The organism is Algibacter lectus (assembly GCF_900112395.1).
GTDB lineage: Bacteria > Bacteroidota > Bacteroidia > Flavobacteriales > Flavobacteriaceae > Algibacter > Algibacter lectus.
Window position 1 is genome coordinate 53,242 of sequence record NZ_FOLN01000001.1, and the last position, 22,829, is coordinate 76,070.

Below are 22,829 nucleotides of genomic sequence, written 5' to 3' on the forward strand. Positions count from 1 at the left end.
TCTGTAAATAATCTAATCAAACAGATCTAAATATTTACATTCAATAACTTTTATACTAGCCTAAATAAGCACCATTGCTTTCCAATGTTTCTTTTAATTTAGCATAAACTACATCATTCGGCATAACTTTACCAACGGCAGACAAACCAGCTAGTGTTCCTGCGCCTTGACCGATAGCCATAGCAATAGGTGTAACACGTAAGCCTGCACTAGCATGATGATCGGCACCAATAGCACGACCAGAAAGCACTAAATTATCTACTTCATTTACCAACAAAGACTCGGTTGGAATATAATAAACTCCATCATCATTTAAGTGTACGGTATCGGTATTTCCGCCATCTGGCGAATGAATATCTAAAGGATAACCACCAACAGCAACCGGATTTTCAAACTTTACTTCGTTAACTAAATCTTCTGCTGATAATACATATTTGGCATGCGGATGACGCGATTCGCGAATGCCGATATGTGGAGCGGTACTAATAAACGTTGCGTTTTCAAAACCTGGCGCATACTTGCGCATAAAATTAAAAATCTCGACGCATTGCTTACGCCCCAAGCTTTCAGCTTTACTTAAATCGAACGGATTTAGAGGGTCGAAACCTAAAACACGTGAGGTATTAAATATGAATTCACCCTCGGTATTTGTTTCAAAAAACAACACGTTATCTCTCGGTACAGTAACTTCTCCGTTTGCTTTGGCTTTGTTCCATAGATCGTAAAAGCCCCAAGTAGAAATACGTTTAGTGCGTTTTAAAACTTCTGCTTTATCGTCACTACGCTCTTCGGCATCAAATTGATCCCAATTGTTTCGCATGTATTCACGTAACTTCTCCGTATCCACATTACCCATTTTTACATTCGTAGTCATGGGTTGCGATTTATTATCTTCAATACGACCTTCTGTAAAAGGCACGCCAGATAATTTTACAATTTCACTATCTCCACTGGCATCAACAAAAATAGTTCCTGGAATTTCCTGAATGCCACCTCTATTATGAATAAAAACCGACTTGATTTTATTGCCTTCTTTAGCAATATCAATTAATCGGGTATGATATAAAATATCGGCTCCAGCCTCTCGTACCATATCTTCTAAAACCACCTTCAACATTTCGGCATCAAAAGGAGTTACTGTAGAACAATAACCTGTACTATCAAAAATATGTCCTGGACTTGCTCCTTTTTCCTTTAACCTATTTACCATTTCATTTGGAGAACCAAACACAAGTTGCTTACCTGCTTTGTTATGAAACGTCATCATGGGCCCAACACCCATAGCAGTTAACGAACCACCTAAAAACCCAAATTGCTCTATTAATAATGTCTTTGCTCCCGTTTTAGCGGCGGCCATTGCGGCGTGACTTCCAGAAACTCCTCCGCCTACAACTATAACATCGTATCCTTCTATTAATTTTGTTTTAAATGTTTTCATTAAACTGTGTTTTATTTTTTAAACTAAATCTGTTTTGTTCGAATTTGAACTTAATTTTGAACCCACTATCGCTGTTATAATTACCACAAGTGCTCCAACTGGAAACCACCAGAAAAAACTAATGCCTTCGAGGTGCATCCATGCAATGCCCAAAATGGCTAAAAAAGCACCAATTAAAATGTTTGTAAAAGTCCCTTTCCGCATAAGCGCTAAAAAAGCAATACCAATTAAAATACCGTACGCATAACCTGGTACTTTAAAGCCTAAGGCTAACAAACCACCATCTTGAAAAAAGCTAAATCCGTAGGCCAGTAATGCTAAAATCACACCCCAAGCAATAATGGCTATTTTAGATATTTTAACCACTTTATTTTCGTCCATGGTTTTTAACTTCGGAAAAACTAAAGTTCCAATCCCCATAACACTTGTTTGAGAAAGGGCTGTTAAAGCAGAATCTAAGGTCGAAATTCCTGCAGCAAACATGGCCGCAATAATTAAACCTGAAATACCATTAGGCAGCTCGTTTACCACATAATATGGAAATATCCTGTCTGGCTCCGCACTTATGGACGCTTGAATTAAATCGGATAACGGATTAATATCATAGTAAGCCACTAAACCGATGCCTACAAAAGCCATAATCCATGTAGTGGCCACGCCAACAACAGAAAAAGCAACGGCCTTTCTTGCTTCTTTTAAATTCTTGCAACATAACGCGCGTTGCGTAACCACTTGATCGACGGCATTTGAACCAAACTCGAAAAAAGTACATCCTAAAATACCCACCCATAAGGTATATGTTTTATGTGGATCTAAGGATAAATCCCAAAGTACCAATTTGGCTTTACTATCGGCAATCGCCATCATTTCTCCAAAACCACCAGGAATATCTTCTACTGCATAAAAAAGCGCAAAACAAGCACCGAAAATAAAAATCACAAACTGAATAGCATCGGTCCAAACTACCGTTGTAATCCCTCCAATATAGGACCAAACTATAGCAAACAGCGCTATAATACAAATACATATTAAAGTACTTTGCCCTGTGATAACACTAAGTACTAAAGCAGTACCTAACAAGCGTACACCTTGACTCATGGTGGCACCAATCATGAAAAAAGTTCGGGATAACTGACTGACTTTTACACCTAATCTTTTTTGAATAAAATCGTATGGACTGTAAATACCTTCTTCGTAATATTCCTTCAATAATACATAAACAAATAGTACGTTTCCTAAAGCAAAACCGATGGTCATTTGCAAATAGGTTAAATTTCCATTCATGGAAAATATAAAAGCTGGAACCGCAATAAAAGTAGCAACACTCGTTTTTGTTGCAATTAATGATAAAGACACTGCCCACCAAGGCAAATTATTTCCGCCCTTAAAAAAAGCATCAAGGCCTTTATCTTTATTTTTAACTAATTCACCAATAACCGTGGTTCCTAGAAGAAACACAATCAATATAATCCAGTTTAGAGTTGAAAATTTACTTGTGGCAATGCCATTTTCGTCCTGAGCAAACAAGTTGAAACAACAAAACAAACTAACAAGTATGGCTATTATTTTTTTCATTATTAATGAAATTATTTTTTTATTAATGACTTAATTGTTAAGCATTCCGTATAAGAAGGAAGGATAATTTTCTCCTGTTATTGTTCCCGCTCCAGAAGCTCCAGAACCTTTGGTTAAAGAATCTCCAAAACAAATAATGTATTTATACTTGCCTACTAAATTATTGGTTTTTAAATAACCGAATACATTTTCGGCTATAAGCTTATACCCTATCGGTTTTAAATGCACACCATCTTCTTTATTACTATTTTTTAAGTTCCTGATGTAATTATCTTGGTTGTGTTGTGGTAATCCTTTTGCTTTAAAAACACTGTAATTGTCAACAAAGAGGGTTTTATTTTCTTTGGAAACCGCTCTCATAATTTGTGTTACTTTTTGCAGTTTCACATTAGGCGTATCGGTAAACATGGCTTCATCATGACGTTTAAACAGATAAAGACTATCTACTCTTGGAGGTGATATTAATAATACTTGTGCATGCTGCTTTTTAATTTGTGTTACAATTTGTAATAGATTGGATTGATAGTCTGTATACGACACAAATTTCTTTGAATTCAGCATATCGTTAGTACCTACCATAACAATCACTAAATCTGGTTTTTCGGCTAAAACATCCTTTTCTAATCGACTTAATAAGTTACGTGTAGTGTTTCCTGCAACTCCTTTATTTTCCATTTTCAAGATGTACTTCTCATTTTTTACAGCTGCTGTTTTACATGCACTAAAGCAAATTATTAATGCCAATACTAAGTAAAAAAACTTATTCATATAGGTACTTTTCATTAATTAGAATTACTCTTTATTTTGTTCTAATTGCTTCAACCTCAATAAGGCCTCCATAAAATAATAATCCGCATAAATAATAGGCACATCGATTTCTGAATTTTTAGGGTGATGTCCCGTTGAATGCAGTAACAATGCTTGATTGTTATTTTTACTTAGATATGCATCGGAAGAAAGAATATCTATAAAACGCTTAGCTGCATTAAAGTAAGTTTCTTTTAATTCCGCATCTTTAACCAAGCTTGAAAGATCCAATAAACCACAAGCTGCAACGGCAGCCGCGGAAGCATCTTTAGGTGCATTTGGAATTTTAGGATCGTCGAAATCCCAAAACGGAATACCATCTTCAGGTAAACGTTCTAAAAATTTATCGGCAAGACCAATGGCAGTGTTTAAGAAATCTTCTCGACCTGTTTCTCTGTAAGTGAAAGCAAACCCATAAATACCCCAAGTTTGTCCTCTGGCCCACATAGAATCATCGGCATAACCTTGATGTGCTACACCACGAATAAATGCACCTGTTTTATCATCAAAAGCCCCTAAATGATAGGTTGAATAATCTGGACGCACCAAATACTTCATACTCACCTCTGCATGGCTCTCTGCAATATCATAGAGCCTTTTTGAACCTCCATTTCTAGCCGCCCAAAACAGTAACTCTAAATTAATCATATTATCAATAATGGTATTGTGAGGGTATTGTGGTTTCATTGGCCAAGAGTGTATAGAGCCAACAATCGGGTTGTACAAAGTTGCTAAAGTATCGGCAGCAGCTAACATTACTTTTTTATATTCTGGGTTACCCGTAAGCCTATAGCCATTACCGTAGCTGTTATAAATTTGAAAACCAATATCATGATCCAAAGCCTTACTATAGGCAATAGTTTTTAGTGATGCCGTGAAATTTTGGGCTGCCAGCTTTAAATCTTCATCTCCAGAAAACTCGTAAGCATACCAAAGCACGCCAGGCCAAAAACCACTGCACCAATCTTTAACGCCTACTTGCTCCCATTTGGAGTGATTTTTAGAAATACTACGAGGAAAACTATCGAATGTTTTTAGATCTTTTAAAGCCTCTTTTACTTTTATTGTATTAGAATTTAATATCTCATCAATATGTTTAACATCTTTCTCTTTTTTTACTGAAGAACAACTTACGATTAGCATTGTAAAGCCTAAAATGAAAATGTTCACTTTAAAAAATTTCATATACATTAATTTAAAATTCTTGTTTAAAACTTCCTTTTAAGAATGTATTTTTTGAATACCCTTTCCGGAAGAAACACAAAGCATATTGCATGTGTGCTTTACAATAGTAAAGAGATTTAATATTGAAGAATATAAATTATTGCTCTAATGATAGTAATTATTACCCAAATAGCCAAAATCTAACAATTACAAGGCCTTAGAGTATATGTAACAGCTAATTAATGTAGTAAAAAACATATAAACAAGCTATAAACACGAGTAATTAGACAACTTTTTAAATAACAAAATGTTATTTATTTTCGTGGTTATCAATATATTCTTTTGGAGTTACTTTAAATTCTGCTTTAAAACTTTTACCGAAATAGGTTGAAGAATTAAAACCAGCTTTGTATGCAATTTCCTTAACTGTAAAGCTACCCTGAAGTAATAATTCCGCAGCATACTTCAAGCGGATTACTCTAATAAAGCCGCTAGGATTTTGGCCGGTTATAGATTGAATTTTTCTAAAAAACTGAGACTTACCAAGACCTATTTCTTTTAAAATATCAGCAATTTTAAAATCGGGATTACTTATATTTTCTAATACAATTTTTGTGGCCTTCTCGATAAAAGCTTCATCTAAAGAATTTGTTGTCAATTCTTTTGAAGGCAGTATAGCACCAAGTTTAGAGAATTTTTGTTTTAACCTTTCTTTAGTATCTAAAAGATTTTTTATTCTAGCTTTTAGCACTGTAATTCTAAAAGGTTTTGATACATAAGCATCTGCGCCTTGATTAAAACCAGATATTAAATCTTCTTCCCTGCTTCTCGCAGTTAATAAAATTATAGGAATATGGCATGTTTCAAACTCCGTTTTTAATGTTTTACACATTTCAAAACCATCCATTTTTGGCATCATTACATCACTAATAATAATGTCTGGATAATGCTTCAAAACCATTTCTAAACCTTTTTTTCCGTTAACGGCTTCTTTTACAATGTAATGATCGCTTAAATCATCTTTTAAATGTGCCCTCAGCTCACTATTATCTTCTACAATTAATATGGTTTGCTTTTTAGCATTCAGAGTTTCAGGTTGTAATTTTTCGGTTGGTAATGTTATATCGGAAGTAAGCATATCGTACTCTACAGCCTTCATTGAGTTTATTAAAAATTCGTTCTTAACATTTTCAACCACTTCTTCTCTACCATTTATATCTAAAGGAATAGCAACTATAAATTTAGAGCCTTTTTTAAGTTTACTTTTTACAGTAATAGTACCCTCATGCATTTCAACTAATGCTTTAGTAAAGTTTAATCCAATACCAGTACCCGACTTAGTAGCATCTAAACTAGAAAAGCGTGAAAACACTTGCTCTTGTTGCTCCTTATCCATACCAACACCGCTATCTTTAATCACAATCTCTACAAAATCGCCGCGTTGTTTCTGTTTTTTAAACACACCTGAAACACGATTTTCTTGAGTTAAACTTGCTATATTAACGCTTATACTCCCGCCACGATCGGTAAATTTAATGGCATTAGAAATTAAATTGGTTATTATTTTTTCGAGTTTATCGAAATCAAAAAGAGATATTATTTCTTCGGAAGAAGATACAAACTGATAGTCTATCTGTTTTTTTTCAGCTAAACCCTTAAATAAATCAAAGATAGATTCACTAAACTTTACGATATCGCCTTTTTCTAATTGTAAAGGCGCCATTCCTGCATCCATTTTTCGGTAATCTAAAAGCTGATTTACCAAGTGTAAAAGGCGTCTAGCACTACGCTGTGCTGATAAAGCAGAAGATTTTACAACGGCAGACTCATTTAAATTAACCAATATTTTTTCTAGCGGATTTAAGATCAAAGTAAGCGGTGTTCTAAACTCATGCGATACATTTATAAAAAACTGAAGTTTCATGGCGTCGAGATTTCGCTCCTGAGATTCTTGAATACGGGCACTATAAAGCCTCATAAAGAACAAAATAAGTCCAGTTATTAGCACTAAATAAATAAGATAAGCCCACCATGTTTTCCATAAAGGAGGTAAAATGTCTATGCGTATTAATGCCGATTCGCTTTTTTCCCATGCACGATCTACAGACGCTAAAACTTCAAATGTGTAACTACCCGGTAATAAATTAGCCTGATTAACCACGCGTGAACTCTCAACAGTTACAAAATTATCATCTATGCCATGCATTTTGTAGGCATACCTAACATGATCTGGATTATTATAAAAAAGCGCTTCAAACTCAAACGAAATATAATTCTCGTCATGCTTTAGCTCTATATATTTTGTTTGAGAAATGTCTTTAGTTAAAAGCACTCTACCATTTACAGAATCGCCATAATTTATCTGTTTATTATTTAAACGAAACCCTGTTATTTTTGGCTTTAAAACTTCTGCAGACTTTAAATTGATGCTTTTAGGATTAAAAATATTAAAACCATTAATGCCTCCCGCTATTAGTTTACCATCCGTAGTTTTATCTATAGACTTACTTTGAAACTCTGCGCCTTGTATACCATCGTGCGTATTGAAGTTTTTAATTTGATCTGTTTTAGTGTTAATAAATGACAGACCATTTTTTGTAGTTGCCCACAAATTCCCATCATTATCCTCCGCCAAACCAACAACAAAATTATTAGGCAGTCCGTTTGCCGATGCATATGCTTTTACAACTTTTAAATTGCTATCTAATTTAAAAACACCATTGTCCGTACCTAACCAAATGTTGTGTAAAACATCTTCGGTGATATAATTTATTTTCTGCCCTGCAACACCTTTTTCTTTTACTTCGAAAACGTCTAGCATCTTTGGTATAAACTCGCTGAGAGCATTTAAGTCTAGAATATTCAAACCTAAATTGGTTCCGATAAGTAATCTGTTTTTAGAATCAATAAATAGTGTATAAATGTTATTACTCGCTAAGTTATTTTTATAACTATGAAACGTTTTATTTTTCGGGTTATAAATATTTAGACCTTCACTTTTTAGCCCTAACCAAATACGCTGATCAGCATCTTCAATCCCAGTCCATACTGAATTTTGTCCAATAGTTAAGCTATCGTTTTCATCATGTAGAAACCTTTCAAACTCGTAATTTTCAGTGTTAAACTTATTTAAACCACCATCGAAAGTACAAACCCAAATATCTTGATTAGAATCTTCAAAAGTGTATAATATTTTGTTTGAACTTAATGCATTATTAGCTTTAGGATTTTGTGCAAAGTTTTTGAAAGTATTAGTTTTTGGATTGTATAAATCTAAACCTCCATTGTAAACCCCTAACCAAATTCTTTCTTTAGAATCTTGTAAAACCGATTGTACAATTTTTTCACTCAGCCCCTTTGGGTTATTAGGTTGATAATAGTGATGCCCAAAAGAGTTTTTAGACGGATCCAATTTACTCACACCTTTATCGTAGCTACCAATCCAGAAAACGCCATTATAATCTTGAAATATTTTTGAAGGCTGATTGTTCGGTAATGAAAACGGATCGAACGGATTGTTAACTATGCTTTGCTCTAGTTTTCCTTCTTGTTTATTGTATAACAACAAACCATGCCCATCCGTAGAAATCCAAATAATTCCGTTTTCATCTTGATAAAAATCTTGTATTGGCGCTTTGTTTTTAACAATAGAAATGTGATTAAAACTATTACTTCTAGGATTCCAAAGTATTAAATTAGAAACATCATTACCAATCCAAAAATCGCCATCTTTATCTATAAAAACTCGTTTAGAGATATGGTTTAGCTCATAAAAGCGTTTGTTTTCTATTAAAACCCTTTCAAAATTATTTTTAACCTTATTATATTTATTTAAATAAGACCCATTTGTACTCAGCCAAATGTTGTTATTCTTATCTTTTAAAACCACGTTAACGTAGTTATTATCTATAGAATTCTTGTTGTCTTCGTTATGTTGAAACGTATTAATTTTTAAGTTAGATGCGTTAACATCATTATCTTTTAAGTCAATTTTTACCGCGCCTTTATTGGTCGCTACCCAAATGGTGTTTTTAACATCATCAAACAATAATTTATTTATAACCTCATTGGTGTTTGAGGTTAAAGATTCACTTTCAAAAATATTAACGCGAGAAAATTGCTGAGTGTTTTTGTTTAAAATATTGAGTCCGTTATTGGTACCAATCCATAAATTACCACTTTTATCTTCTGTAATGGTATTAATCCTGATGTTGCTAATAGAAGTAGAATCGTTAAGATTTGGTCTAAAGACCTCAAAACCATATCCGTTATATTTATTTAAACCATCAATAGTACCAAACCACAGATAACCATCTTGATCCTGAAATATCTCGGAACATGTGCTACTAGAAAGTCCATCTATCTTATCTAAATTCTCAAATTTTAAATTATTGAATTGAGCTAGAGCTGAAAATGAAATAAAAAGAGAAACTAATGCAAAATATAATCTCAAATTCATTTATTTTATTTGGTTTGATGCTTTTGGTTTGTTTAATTTATGATACAAACTTAAATAAATTAACCGGTTTTTTAAAGATGATAGTTTAAACTGGCTACTAAGTCTCGTTTGCATTATTTAGTAGCCAATATAAAATGTAATCTATTTAATTTTTAACTATCTTCTCGGTTATAACAACGCCATTATTTTTAAGAGAAACAAAATAAACACCTCGATTTAAATAAGTAACATCGAATGATTTATTATTATTCTCAACTTTAGTTTGAAGTAATAATTTACCAAGCATATCATGAATTTCTAAAACACTGCCCTGGCTATTTGTTACAGTAAATACATCAATCACTGGATTTGGATACATAGACATTAAAGCATTATTTCCCTCTTCTACAGATAGAGAAATATTATTGTAAAGTCTAAACCAATTAAAGTTTGCTAAAGTTGTGTTGGCCTGACCATTAAAAACCAAAAATACCTCATGAGTCCCAGAAACATGCTCTAAAGTAGCCGAACTTGCTTTCCAATTTTGCGAACCCCCTGTTGTTTCGCTAACATCTATAGTGCCAATTAAAGTACCATTATCACTATCGAGTCTAATTTCTACAAACGTATCTTTAGTTGAAGATTTCCCAATTGCAACCTCAGCCTCATTAATACTATTTTCATCAAAATTGAAAACTCCATAATTTAAAAAATCCCCCTTTTGAATACCTCCAACATAAGAACCTCCTTCTGATGCTGATTTAATCTCAACGCCTTGGCTATCACAATAATCTTCTGCATTTATTTGAGAATTTGCAACTATAGTACCACACGCATCAACCTCATCTTGATTACTAATTAAGTTTACTGTAAAATTATTTAATTCAAAAGCATTATCTACACCATTAAAATAAATTTTTAGAGCTTGTACACCTTTTGTTAAGGTTACATTACTTGCTACGGTAAAATCCTTCCAATCGTTTAATCCTATAGAATGAGCCCCTCCAAAAGGAACAACAACATCGGTTGTTACATCTACTCCTCCAATATTAAATTTTATAGTACCATTGGCATTAACTGATGCATATCTTATTAAAATATCATAAGTTCCATTATTAGGAATGTTTACCGTATACGTAAGCCATTCGCCCGATGCAATATCTGTTACATTATATCCACCTTCCGAGCATTCTTTTAGATCTACATTTTCATCAGTACGGTAGTTATTTCCAGAATTCCCGATAGATATATCATGATATATACGATTTTCACCACTTACTGTTGAATAATCAAAATTCTCTGCTTCTACCGTCATAGGTAAACCATTCATATTATAAATAGGTAAATTATTTCCATCGAAACCAGAAATAGGATCTCCAAAACATTCGTTTGGCCTACGGAAGGTTAATCCGCCATAACCAAGATATGCTCCATTTGAAGGTGCTGTTTCGTATGTTCCGTTAATATCTATAGATTTTTCTCGTGCTCTTAAAGTCCATTTCGCATCATCTTCAGTTTTTAGTCCTCTACCTACATAATGCGCGGTTGGTAATTCCCAAGCAGCAACTGTATGGAAGGTACCACGTAATATTCTAGTTGCATCGGTTCCATATATTGGAGACATAGCTAAAGACTTTGTTCGGTTTGTTCTGTCCATACCTTCTATAAATTCACCAGATTCTACTGTTGGAGTCCATTCTGTTGGTTGATCTGGATATGAAGCTATATAAGAGACACTATATTTCATGTTATACTCTAAACCTAATAGAATACGAGAATCTGAAGCGCCCCAAAAATCGGTTCCTTGATTCCATGCAATCTCGCCAACCGAACATAATAAAGATTCTCCCCACATAGTATGCACTTGATCTCTAGAACTTTCTTGTGACTGTCCATTAACATAGATATAATTAGTTAAAACTCCATTAAAACCGTAATCTGGCGTTGTATTGCCTATGGTATAATTATAATCTACCTGATATTCTGTTGTACTTTTTATACTACCTCTTATATGCGGACCAGCCTGATATGGTAAATCATCCGTACGATGTGGTAATCCCATGGTATATCTAAGTGCTCTATCGTACATAATTTCGTTATCTAAAAACACCCCCATTGCCAAACACGCTCGTATAGCACTTAATTCTTGATTTCCTGCACGTACATAATCAAACAAATAAGCTCGCCAATACCATGTGCCTTGTGTAGTTAAATCTGCTGGTACAGTTGTATTAGAATACCCAGGATACACCAGCATATCTTTAAAAGCTTGAATATCGTTGGCTGCCCAGCCAGAGTAAGTACTTTTTATAATCTCAGCAGCTTCTACCATTTGATATATTAAGCAGCTCGTTAACGCTCTAGTACCTGTATGTTGTAGATAAGTTAAGCCGGTCCATGCGTTAAAAATTTCTACTGCTTTATCGGCATATCGACTATCTCCAGTAATACTCCATTGCAAAGCATTGTAATAGGCTGCTCTGCTATCACTTTCAAAAGCTGAGAGGTTTGTTTTAGGTGAATCTCGATACAAAACCGTCATCGATGTATTTCCTTGAACAGCATAATTATAACTTGCTTTAGAATCGGAAACCATATGTTGATAAGAACTAAACCAAGGATCTATCTCTGCTTCAACCATATATTTCATACGTTCTAAATCCGATTGTTTATGAGATAAACCTGGGTGTACAAATTGAGCATTTATGCTACCGAAATACCCCAAAATGAAGCATAGCAATACAAGTGTTTTTTTTGAAATTGAAAGGGGGTTGATTACCCTGAAAGTAGTTTTCTTCATGTCTTAATTTTTACAATTTTAGTTTAGTTTCGGTTATTTACTTCGTTAAAAAAGAAGCCTATTATTGTAAAAAATAGACACTAATTTAATTCAGTAAATTCATCTAAATTTAAAGATGAGTGGTATTGTAAATCTAAAATTTAAAACAAATTAATAAACGATATTATTACCCCTAGATTAGAAACTATCACCCATTTACAAGACATGGTGAAACAAAAAAGCCCCAAACATAAGTTCAGGGCTTTTTAATTTTATATAAATGTATATACCTTCCGCATTAAACTACAAAAAGCACTATACCAATAATAGCTAATACCGTTCCTACAAAATAGAAACCATATCTGGTTAATTTATCTTTCTGAAAAATATAATTTCCTTTATCTTCATTTTTCTCTTTTACAAATTTAAAATCTTCTTCTCCTTGTTTCATATCTTTTATATTTTATGTTGAATTAATATCTAGACATGTATTACTTCTTCATACTAAAACATGTCTCTTTGAGTAGTTCTTCAAATGTATTTATTAAAGCCTTAACCGATTAACGGAATACTGTTAATTTTTAACGCAATGCATTAATTGAGTAATTCGAACAACTTTATACCTACACAGAATTCAATTGGGTTAACAATAAACGTTTTTGAATTAATACAAAGCAGGAAATAGCGGCACCTTTGAAAAAAACAAATTATGGAAAATATATTAGTAGCTGGTGCCAATGGTACCACCGGAAAAAAAATAGTAAACTTATTAAATGCATCTCAATATTTTAAACCTGTCGCTATGGTTCGTAAAGCCGAACAAGAAGAACAGTTTAAAAAAGACGGTATAGAAACCGTTTTAGGAGATTTAGAACAAGACATCTCGCATACTGTAAAAGGTATAGATAAAGTAATATTTGCAGCTGGTTCTGGAGGAAAAAACGTTATTGATGTAGATCAAGAAGGTGCAAAAAAATTAGTAGATGCTTCAAAAAAAGCCAATGTTAAGAAATTTGTTATGCTAAGTTCTATGGGAGCAGAAAACCCAGAAAAAGCAAGCGACTTAAAAAACTATTTAATGGCTAAACATAATGCTGATGAATATTTAAAACTAAGTGATTTAACCTACGCTATTGTTAGACCAGGAAGTTTAACCAATAATAACGCCACAGACCATATTGAACTAGAAAAAAGCTTAAATAAAAGTGGTTCTATTAGTAGAGCCGATGTTGCGCAAACTTTGGTGAGATCACTTCATGATGATGCCGCAATTAACCAAACTTTTGAAATTATAGAAGGTAATACTCTTATCGGGAAAGCTTTAGACACGCTGTCTTAATTAAAAAATTTATACTTCAAGACTATTAGGTGTGTCTTTTTATTTTAAGAATAAAAAAGGCACACCTTTTTTAATAAAAAGCATGCACTCATTTTTAATCAATCCGCTTTTTAAACTTCATTAAAACTGCGCTGTATTATGGAAGAATTACAAACAACACACCAATTTAGCCTTAAAGAACTTCCTTCTTTAATAAAAGAAACATACACCTCTTGGATGGCCGACGATCCGTTTAGGCTTAGCGCCATTGTGGCCTACTATACTGTATTGGCTCTACCCGCTTTATTGGTGATTATAATAAATGTAATTGGTGCCATTTGGGGTGTTGAGATTGTACAAGGACAAGTGACCGATGAAATTTCGGCCGCATTAGGTAAAGACGCCGCAAGTGCTATAGAGAATATTATTAGTGAAACTCAAAATTCAGAAAGTAATTTCTTGTCTACCGTTATCGGTATTGGTACACTACTTTTTGGTGCAACTGGTGTGTTCTATCAGCTAAAAATATCGCTTAACGAAATCTGGAAGATCAAAACCAACCCGAATGCTAAAATTTGGAAAATTATTACCGATCGTGCTTTAAGCTTTGCTTTTATATTAGTTATTGGCTTTTTACTTTTAGTGAGTTTTATAGTTACTGCAGCCATTAGCGCATTAAACAGTTATATACGTGACGCCTTGCCAGATGTTCTGCTATATATCGCTTACGTTCTAGATTTTACGTTATCTGTTGGTATTATTTCTGTGCTTTTTGCTTTAATGTTTAAGTACTTACCCGATGCTAAAATTAAATGGCGAACCGTATGGATTGGTGCTATACTTACCGCCATACTCTTTGTAGTCGGTAAATTATTACTGGGCATATATTTTGGTCAAGCCGATCCAGGTTCCACCTATGGAGCAGCGGGTAGTATTGTTCTAATTCTCTTATGGGTTTCTTACTCCTCACTTATTTTATTTTTTGGAGCCGAATTCACTTATGTTTATGCAAAACGCTATGGCAAAGGCATAGAACCGAAGACGATTGGTATTATAACAGAATAACTCACAGTTCTATACGAGTTAACTTTTTAATCGATACCATTAATTGATTTCATCTTAAATCCTGAATTTTGATGTAATGGAAAACAAACCATTATAATCACCAACACTTATGAAACAAATTAACCCAAACATTATTAGACAAGTTTTTGTATTACTGCTTATAATACTTATGGGCGTACTTATATTTCAGGAAATTCTACCTTATTTAAGTGGTGTTCTTGGTGCAATAACAATTTACGTTATTCTAAAAAAACCTATGAAAAAACTAACCGATAAAGGTTGGTATCCCAATTTAGCGGCTATAGTTTTAATGATACTTTCTTTCTTATGTATTATGGTTCCTATAGCTGGTTTAGGTGTTATGATGGGAAGTAAAATTCAATACGCAGTAGATAACTCTCAGAAAGTAATTAATGCTGGTAAAGGTCAGTTAGAACGGGTAGAATCATATTTCAATATAAATATGGCATCCGATATAGACACAGGAGCAATTACCTCATGGTTATCAGATAAATTACAAAATTTTGCAGGTGGCACATTCAATATGGTTATATCCATAACTTTAATGTACTTCCTTTTGTTTTTTATGCTTACCAATAGAAAAAAATTAAAAGAATCATTATTTGAATATATCCCCATAAAAGATGAAAACCTAAAAACCATAGGCAAGGAAACTAATGCCAATGTAAAAGCAAACGCCCTTGGTATTCCTTTGGTAGCTATTGGTCAAGGTATTGTAAGCTTAATTGGCTTTCTAATCTTTGGAGTTTCCGACCCGTTTTTTTGGGCAGCCATTGTTACTGTTGGCTCTATGATTCCGTTTGTAGGTAGTGCATTGGGTACTATTCCTGTGTTTTTACTAGCGCTATCTAATGGCGATACTTTTCAGGCTTGGGGAATATTAATTTACGGTATTGTGGCTATTGGGGCCACAGATAATGTGTTTAGACTATATATTTTAAAAAGGCTCGACGACGTACACCCTTTAATAACCTTAGTGGGCGTTTTGGTTGGGGTACCACTATTCGGTTTTATCGGATTAATCTTCGGGCCTTTATTAGTTAGTCTATTCCTTATTGTACTTCGCATTTACAAAAAACAATACGGAGAAACTCAATAAATAGTAATAGAAACAACTTACACGTTCAATACCATTTAATTTATAAGGATTTTATCCGGAATAATGGATAGCATCAAAAAAGAACGGGAACAAGTCAACCCACACCGTCATTGAGTTGTAATATTGAAGTAGTAAGAATAATAAACCTTTCTGAAGCAATTCAGAATATAAAAACATACAATTATGAACATAGGAATAATAGGAAGCGGAAAAATTGGAGGAAATTTAGGAAAACATTGGGCACAAGCAGGCCATAACGTGCTATTTAGCTCGAGACACCCAGAAGAATTAGGAAGTCTTGTTAAAGAAGCTGGAGCTAATGCCAAAGCCTTAACTGTAACAGAAACTTTTGAAGCTAAAGCTGATGTATATGTATTAGCCATGCCGTTTAAAGCCATTGATGAAATCGCAGAACATTACGCAGGCGAATATGCAAATAGTATCATTTTAGACGCTACCAACCCATACCCATCTCGAGATGGCGACATGGCACAAAATGTAAGAGACGCTAATTATAATGCTTCAGAATATACAGCCATGAAATTTGGTACGGCAAAAACAGCCAAAGCATTTAATACCATACAAGCCGATCACTTAAAAAATCGTGCTTTTAGAATGCAAGATAAACTCTCTGTTCCTTTTGCCGCGCAAGATGAAAGTAGTAAAAACGTGGTAAAAGAACTTATAGAAGATATTGGTTTCGATGCTGTTTACGTTGGGAACTTAAGTGATTCTAAAATTATGGATCCCGATCAAGAAATTTACGGTATGTCGGTTTCTAAATCAGAACTTTTAGATACCATTCATTCTCAAAAATCATTTTAACACCTTAATTTCTTTACATATTTAAAAGAAATTAATTAAAACTAAAGCACATGCAAATTATATATGAATATCACGATGTGTCTGCTAGCAGTAGCTTAGAGGCCATCGCAAAAGACAAACTCGAAAGCTTACAGAAAAAATTCAATTTTGTCCATCGCGCCGATGTATTTTTTAAAGTACAAAATCGCACAGACGATAAAGAACAAATTTGTGACATACGCTTAAGCTTACCTGGCCCGCGAATTTTTGCATCTACACATGCAGAAACATTCGAAGCCGCTATAGCTGAAACTATTAGAGATTTAGAAATTCAGCTAAACAAGACAAAAGATAAAATGGGAGCTAGATAAACGCTTAATTAAAGATAACTATAGGTGGTTGGAAATGGTCTTGACAAACTTTTGGATGTTGAGGCCTATTTCTTTTAAAGCCATCCCATTTTAACATTAACCCTTAAAACTTAATACAATGAAAACTTCAGAAAATATAAATAATACAGATGCAACTTATAATTCTAACATAACAGAAGATGATATTAGTGCCCTAGGAAAAAAAGGACTGAGAGCAGACTCTGAAGATGATAGATTATTACTAGACCGAGAAGAATCGATAGATTTTCAAGGGAAAGATTTAGATATCCCAGGAAGAAGTAAAAGTGGTATTAACACCACTCAAATTATTACAGACGAAGAAAACACCCTCTTTGGACAAGGCGGTGAAGACAAAAAGAATTTAGAAGCTCCAGAACGCGCCAATGTAAGCAGAAGCGAAAAGTAGAACGCGCCTGAGTCCATAAATAAAAACTAGAAAAAGAAAGAAAACATTATGAGTAATACAAACGATAAAACCAATTTTGAGACTATTAATCCGGCAACAGGAGAAACAATAGCAGCATATAAATATATGGACGGCAAAGAAGCTGCCAGCAAAGTAAAAGACGCCCACAACGCCTTTTTGAAGTGGAAATTAACATCTTTAGATGAACGTGCGAAAATTATAAAATCTATTGGTAAAACTTTAGAGAAAAATAAGGATGCTTACGCTAAACTTATGACTCAGGAAATGGGTAAACTAATTTCACAGAGTTATGAAGAAATAGAATTATGTATTGGCATTTGCGACTATACCGCTACAGAAGGTTTAAAACATTTACAAGATGAACACAGACCACTTTATGATGGCGGAAAAGGAACTATACATTATTCACCAATAGGTGTGATTTATGGTATTCAACCTTGGAATTTCCCGTTATATCAACCTATTCGTTATTCTATAGCCAACTTAATGGCAGGAAACGGTGTTTTACTTAAACACGCAAAAAACGTAACAGGATCGGCCATTATGTTGAAGAAAATATATGAAGAAGCAGAACTTCCAAAAGATCTATTTCAGGTACTAGTAATTAATCACGATGTATCGGATGAAATTATTGCCAACGATGCCGTTAGAGGTGTTACATTAACAGGTAGTTCTGGAGCCGGAAAACACGTAGCTATAAAATCTGCCGAAGTATTAAAGAAAACCGTTTTAGAACTTGGTAGTAATGATGCTTATGTTGTTTTAGACGATGCTGATATAGATTTAGCAGCAGAAGTTTGTGCCAAAGCTAGAATTTATAACAACGGACAAACTTGTGTTGCCGCAAAACGATTTATAATAGTTGATAGTGAATACAATGCTTTTAAAGAAAAATTTGTTAGCTATATGGAAGCTATGGAACTTGGTGATCCCACAAAATCGGATACCGATTTAGGCCCTATAGCTCGAAAAGATTTAAGAGAAGAACTACATGATAAAGTAACAAAAAGTGTTGAAAACGGTGCTAAAATTTTATGCGGTGGCGAAATACCGAACACAAAAGGTTACTTCTACCCTTCTACTGTTTTAGATAATGTAAAACCAGGCCAACCTGCATATAGCGATGAGCTTTTTGGACCTGTAGCGTCTCTAATAAAAGCAAAAGATAATGAAGATGCTATGCGTATTGCCAATGATAGTAAATTTGGTTTAGGTGGTGGAATTTTCAGTAAAAACGAAGAGAAAGCTTTAGAATTAGCCAAAAATCATTTTGATACAGGAATGATACATATTAATTCTTATGGCTTAGCATATCCTAATATGCCTTTTGGAGGCGTAAAAGATTCGGGTTACGGAAGAGAACACGGTGGTTTTGGTGTACGCGAGTTTACTAATGCAAAAGCCATTACTCAACAAAAATAAGAAGCTTAGTTTGAATAGATTTTCAAATTAAACAGAATTAAATAACAAAAACCTCATCTTGAAAGTAATTTCAGGATGAGGTTTTTTTATGCCCTAAACGTAAAAAGAGCCCTAATTATAGGGCTCTTTTTATATTAACGCTATCTATTTTATTCGATTTCTATTTCTTGATATATACCGTTTTTTTATTCACAAATTCTAATATACCTTCCTGAGACAATTCGCGTCCATAACCAGAAGCCTTTGTACCTCCAAAAGGTAATTGAGGATCCGATTTTACCATATCATTTATAAAAAATGCGCCATCAGGAATATCACTAATAAGCCTTCTAGCGGCTTCTAAGTCTTTTGTAAAAATCATGGTACCTAAACCAAATTTAGAATGTGTTGCAGTCTCAATGGCTTCTTGCTTATCTGCTACACGAATAATCGCTGCTACTGGTCCAAAAAGTTCTTCATCAAATGCTGGCATACCTGGCTTTACATCTTCTAAAATAGTCGGTTCAAAATAATTGCCATCGTTATTATAACCATAAGTTACTTTAGCGCCTTTTTTAATAGAGTCTTCAACTTGCTTTTCTAGACCTTCTACTAAATCCTTTCTAGCCATTACACCTATTTCGGTATCCATTTCCATAGGATCTCCTTTTTTAATTTCAGCAACACGTATTTTAAAGGCTTCTATAAACTCATCATAAATAGCATCGACCACAATAAAACGTTTAGCAGCAATACAACTTTGTCCTGCATTTTGCATTCTTGCCATTACTATTGTATCGATATGCTTTTCTAATTTTGCATCTTCTAGAATAATACAAGCGTTATTTCCGCCCAATTCCATAACCGATTTCTTTAAATGCTTTCCGGCTAAAGCTGCAATGCTACGTCCGGCTTTTTCGCTTCCTGTTAGGGTAACACCAGTGACGCTTTCATCAGCTATAATAGTTTCAATATCCTCATGCCCTATTAATACGGTTTGAAAACAACCTTCAGGATATCCAGCATCTATAAACAATTGTTCCATAGCCAAGGCACAACCTGTGGTGTTAGACGCATGTTTTAAAATAGCTGTATTACCAGCTGTAAGTGTTGGCGCTGCAAAGCGCATAACTTGCCAAAACGGATAGTTCCATGGCATAATGGCTAAAATAGTACCAGAAGGATCATAACTAATAAAACTCTCTTTTGCATCGGTTTTAATTAATTCATCTGCTAGAAAATAGGCCGCATTTTTTACATAAAAATCACATACAGCACTACACTTCTCTATTTCGGCTATACTCTGTGAAATAGGTTTCCCCATCTCCTTCGTCATTAATTCAGCGTATTCCTGTTTTCTTTCTAGTAGCAATTGAGATACCTTATTAAGCATATCAGTTCTATCACCAATAGTTTTCATTTTCCAATCTTTAAAAGCATTAGCGCCTTTATCAATTATTTCCTGAACTTCAGACTCCGTATGTAATTTATAAGTCTCTATATCCTTATTATTAAAGGGATTATTAGTAGTTATCATAATTATTTCATTTTTAAATATACTTCAACAAGGTATGCACTTATTATTAATAAAGATAACACAATCCATTTACATTTTACCTCATATCCTTCTATGCCGACTAAGTCAATATTTTAAGCGTTTGCGTTAATACTAACCGTAAATAGCTTGCATCTTTGTAACAGAAACAAGAAGTAATATTAATTTAAAACATTTACAACATGAACAATAATGGAAACACATTTTTAGGAGTATTAGCAGGAACAGCAATAGGCGCTGCATTAGGAATTCTTTTTGCACCTGATAAAGGATCTGCAACAAGAAAAAGAATTGCCGAACAAGCAGAATCTGCTAAAGAGAGCATTACAGAAACTACATTAGATATTAGAGATAAAGCTGCTTCTACGGTAGCCTCTAAAAGAGAAACCTTGGATACGCAATTAAACAATATTGTATCAGATGCAAGTCACAAAGCAGAAGACGTTATCTCGACCTTAGAAACGAAATTAGCAGACCTTAAAGCGAAGAATAAAAAACTTCAAAAATCATAATAAGAACTATAAAAAAGAAATCATAAATGGGAATAATTGAAGCATTAGACGAGACCAGCTCGAAGGCCGTAAAAACAGGAGAAGATTATGTGCAAACTTCTAAAAATTACTTTGAATTAAAAGTATTTCAGCAGTTAGCTATTTTATCTACTGCTGGTATTAAGTTAGCCATTTACGCTATACTTTGCACGCTGGGTCTTATATTTTTAGCCGTTGCAGGAGCAGCCGCTTTAAGTTCGTATTTTGAAAGTGCCGCTTTAGGTTACTTATGTATAGCGGGCGTATTCTTCGTTTTAATCGGTATTGTTTATTTACTGAGAAAAAAGATAGAAAATAACGTTATTAAAAAACTCTCTGAAAACTATTTTGACTAATGAAAAAGAAAAATTATAATTCCTTAGAGGAAATTAATACGGAACTACATCTATTGAGTATTCAACGCGAAATTCATTTAGAAGAACTCAAATTGACTAAACATCAATTAAAAGAAGACTTAAGTCCAGCAAATTGGATAAGCACAGCCCTAGCAGGCATTAAAAAATACGGCGTACTAATGCTACTACGCAAAATTATTAAATAGTAAAATATTCCCAAGATTTTTTTACAAAAACAAAAAAAATACAACTAGAACCTTAAAACGTTTTAGTTGTATTTTTTTTGTTTTAATATGAAGGGTGACCGTCTTCCTTATATTATCCTAAGTTTAAAAAACACCTCTTTCCCAAATTTTCAACACAGCGTAAAAACTCACCTTAACAAACTAATAATCAAACTCTTTATCAATAGAGCTAATAACTGAATGGTTTCCGTTAAGGTTAACCTTTCATTAATAGTAAATTTGAGTGTGATATTAAATAGGCTGTATCATTAAAGAAAAGCCTACTAATTAAAAACAAAAAAATACTATGAGTACTTACACAGAAACAATAGGAAATAAACTAAACGAAATTTTAGAAAAAACATACGATGCTGAAAAAGGATATGCCAAAGCAGCAGAAAACACAGATCACTCTTTATTAAAACCATACTTTAAAAAACGTAGTAAAGAACGTTACAATTTTGGACACGAATTGAAAGCCGAAATTTTAAAATTTGGTGAAGAACCAGAAAAAGGTGGTAGCGTTACAGGAACTGTACATAGAGCCTGGATGGATACAAAAGCCTTATTCTCTGCAAACGATGCCGAATCTATGTTAGAGGAATCTATTAGAGGAGAAAAAGCTGCAGTAGCAGAATATGAAGAAGCTTTAAAAGATACCGCTTTACCATTAAGTACGGCAACACTTTTAAACAACCAAATGAAAAGTATTAAATCTGATTTAAACACTATAAAATTTTTAGAAGACTTAAGTTAATATCAAACTTATGCTTACTAATAAAAAAGGGATGCTAAATAGCATCCTTTTTTTGTTTTAAATTTATTTATACTAAAAACATTATCGGCTTTATACGTCGCAACACCCAATTTTATTAGGGTAATTCGCAAATGGATTAACAATAGAACCGATTACGGCAATCTACACGCTACATAAATGGCATCTTTGTATAAAGGAAATTGATAAAGTATCAATTGAAAAATTAATCTTAAAAACAAATTACTATGTTACGTTGGACAGTCACTTTTATAATATTAGCACTAATCGCCGGAGTTTTCGGATTTGGAGGAATAGCAGCAGGTGCGGCAAGCATCGCTAAAATATTATTCTTCATATTTATTGTACTATTTATAGTCTCTTTAATTAGAGGAAATAAAAGGGTATAATTAAACTCACCTTGCAAATATTGGGGCAAGGAAAAAAACTCACCAATAATACATTAACCATTAAAACATATACACAATGAAAAAATCATTTTTATTCTTAGCATACGCCTTATTATTCACCATTTCAATCTCATCTTTCACTAGTTGTAGAGACGAAAAATCGACATCAGAAAAAGTTGAAGAAACTATTGATGATGCTGGAGACAACATCGAAGAAGGTGTTGAAGAAATTGAAGACGAAATTGACGATGCTACGGACGACAATTAATAGT

21 protein-coding genes are annotated in these 22,829 nt (G+C 33.6%); 13 read left to right on the top strand and 8 right to left on the bottom strand.

Translation table 11 applies throughout. The annotated features are described in order from the left end of the window. Positions 1–55: 55 nt before the first annotated feature. The 7 genes from BM246_RS00200 to BM246_RS19860 form a co-directional block, all read right to left on the bottom strand. Positions 56–1,438, bottom strand: a complete 1,383-nt coding sequence (locus BM246_RS00200) for an FAD-dependent oxidoreductase (RefSeq protein WP_139221811.1) — start codon at positions 1,436–1,438, stop codon at positions 56–58. Between the two features lie 18 nt (positions 1,439–1,456). After that, a complete protein-coding gene (locus tag BM246_RS00205; RefSeq protein WP_083415646.1) occupies positions 1,457–3,013 on the bottom strand; it encodes a sodium:solute symporter family transporter in 1,557 nt (518 codons plus the stop codon). Positions 3,014–3,043: 30 nt separating this feature from the next. After that, positions 3,044–3,781 carry an SGNH/GDSL hydrolase family protein gene (locus BM246_RS00210; protein WP_175489750.1) on the bottom strand — a complete coding sequence of 246 codons (738 nt, stop codon included), beginning with the start codon at positions 3,779–3,781 and terminating at the stop codon, positions 3,044–3,046. A 24-nt stretch (positions 3,782–3,805) separates the two neighbouring features. Beyond that, positions 3,806–5,005: a glycoside hydrolase family 88 protein gene (locus BM246_RS00215; protein ID WP_074935320.1), complete on the bottom strand. Its 1,200-nt coding sequence runs from the start codon at positions 5,003–5,005 to the stop codon at positions 3,806–3,808. A 289-nt stretch (positions 5,006–5,294) separates the two neighbouring features. Beyond that, positions 5,295–9,443 carry a hybrid sensor histidine kinase/response regulator transcription factor gene (locus BM246_RS00220; protein ID WP_074935321.1) on the bottom strand — a complete coding sequence of 1,383 codons (4,149 nt, stop codon included), beginning with the start codon at positions 9,441–9,443 and terminating at the stop codon, positions 5,295–5,297. A gap of 145 nt (positions 9,444–9,588) precedes the next feature. Then, positions 9,589–12,222, bottom strand: coding sequence for a carbohydrate-binding protein (locus tag BM246_RS00225; RefSeq protein ID WP_083415647.1), 2,634 nt, complete (start codon positions 12,220–12,222; stop codon positions 9,589–9,591). A gap of 277 nt (positions 12,223–12,499) precedes the next feature. Next, positions 12,500–12,652: a hypothetical protein gene (locus BM246_RS19860; RefSeq protein WP_159020555.1), complete on the bottom strand. Its 153-nt coding sequence runs from the start codon at positions 12,650–12,652 to the stop codon at positions 12,500–12,502. A gap of 258 nt (positions 12,653–12,910) precedes the next feature. On the opposite strand from BM246_RS19860, the gene BM246_RS00230 reads away from it, so the two are divergent. The 7 genes from BM246_RS00230 to BM246_RS00260 all read left to right on the top strand — a co-directional run bounded on the left by BM246_RS00230 (position 12,911) and on the right by BM246_RS00260 (position 18,749). Next, positions 12,911–13,540, top strand: coding sequence for an SDR family oxidoreductase (locus BM246_RS00230; RefSeq protein WP_074935323.1), 630 nt, complete (start codon positions 12,911–12,913; stop codon positions 13,538–13,540). Positions 13,541–13,678: 138 nt separating this feature from the next. After that, a complete protein-coding gene (locus BM246_RS00235) occupies positions 13,679–14,584 on the top strand; it encodes a YihY/virulence factor BrkB family protein (protein WP_074935324.1) in 906 nt (301 codons plus the stop codon). A gap of 109 nt (positions 14,585–14,693) precedes the next feature. Next, entirely contained in the window at positions 14,694–15,704 is a 1,011-nt protein-coding gene (locus BM246_RS00240) for an AI-2E family transporter (RefSeq protein WP_074935325.1), read from the top strand. Between the two features lie 183 nt (positions 15,705–15,887). After that, a complete protein-coding gene (locus BM246_RS00245) occupies positions 15,888–16,529 on the top strand; it encodes an NADPH-dependent F420 reductase (protein ID WP_074935326.1) in 642 nt (213 codons plus the stop codon). A 50-nt stretch (positions 16,530–16,579) separates the two neighbouring features. Beyond that, positions 16,580–16,879 carry a ribosome hibernation-promoting factor, HPF/YfiA family gene (hpf, locus tag BM246_RS00250; protein WP_042498669.1) on the top strand — a complete coding sequence of 100 codons (300 nt, stop codon included), beginning with the start codon at positions 16,580–16,582 and terminating at the stop codon, positions 16,877–16,879. 118 nt (positions 16,880–16,997) lie between these two features. After that, positions 16,998–17,306, top strand: coding sequence for a hypothetical protein (locus BM246_RS00255; RefSeq protein WP_074935327.1), 309 nt, complete (start codon positions 16,998–17,000; stop codon positions 17,304–17,306). A 48-nt stretch (positions 17,307–17,354) separates the two neighbouring features. Further along, positions 17,355–18,749 (top strand): NAD-dependent succinate-semialdehyde dehydrogenase, encoded by a 1,395-nt coding sequence (locus tag BM246_RS00260; protein WP_074935328.1) that lies wholly within the window; start codon positions 17,355–17,357, stop codon positions 18,747–18,749. A gap of 160 nt (positions 18,750–18,909) precedes the next feature. Here BM246_RS00260 and BM246_RS00265 read toward each other — a convergent pair whose 3' ends face one another. Beyond that, on the bottom strand, positions 18,910–20,265 hold the full coding sequence (locus BM246_RS00265; RefSeq protein WP_175489751.1) for an NAD-dependent succinate-semialdehyde dehydrogenase: 1,356 nt from the start codon (positions 20,263–20,265) through the stop codon (positions 18,910–18,912). 200 nt (positions 20,266–20,465) lie between these two features. Here BM246_RS00265 and BM246_RS00270 point away from each other — a divergent pair, with 200 nt between their 5' ends. The 6 genes from BM246_RS00270 (at position 20,466) to BM246_RS00295 (ending at position 22,825) form a co-directional block, all read left to right on the top strand. Further along, positions 20,466–20,795 carry a YtxH domain-containing protein gene (locus BM246_RS00270; protein WP_042498659.1) on the top strand — a complete coding sequence of 110 codons (330 nt, stop codon included), beginning with the start codon at positions 20,466–20,468 and terminating at the stop codon, positions 20,793–20,795. A 26-nt stretch (positions 20,796–20,821) separates the two neighbouring features. After that, positions 20,822–21,169, top strand: coding sequence for a hypothetical protein (locus tag BM246_RS00275; RefSeq protein ID WP_042503383.1), 348 nt, complete (start codon positions 20,822–20,824; stop codon positions 21,167–21,169). Next, the gene (locus BM246_RS00280) at positions 21,169–21,375 is read left to right on the top strand and encodes a DUF6327 family protein (RefSeq protein WP_042498656.1); all 207 of its coding nucleotides are present in this window, start codon (positions 21,169–21,171) and stop codon (positions 21,373–21,375) included. The genes BM246_RS00275 and BM246_RS00280 overlap by 1 nt, the downstream gene beginning before the upstream one ends. Positions 21,376–21,700: 325 nt before the next feature. After that, a complete protein-coding gene (locus tag BM246_RS00285; protein ID WP_074935330.1) occupies positions 21,701–22,150 on the top strand; it encodes a ferritin-like domain-containing protein in 450 nt (149 codons plus the stop codon). A gap of 245 nt (positions 22,151–22,395) precedes the next feature. After that, positions 22,396–22,557 (top strand): DUF1328 domain-containing protein, encoded by a 162-nt coding sequence (locus tag BM246_RS00290; protein WP_074935331.1) that lies wholly within the window; start codon positions 22,396–22,398, stop codon positions 22,555–22,557. A gap of 76 nt (positions 22,558–22,633) precedes the next feature. Further along, complete coding sequence (locus tag BM246_RS00295) at positions 22,634–22,825, top strand: hypothetical protein (protein ID WP_042498647.1); 192 nt, start codon at positions 22,634–22,636, stop codon at positions 22,823–22,825. The last annotated feature ends 4 nt before the right edge of the window (positions 22,826–22,829 follow it).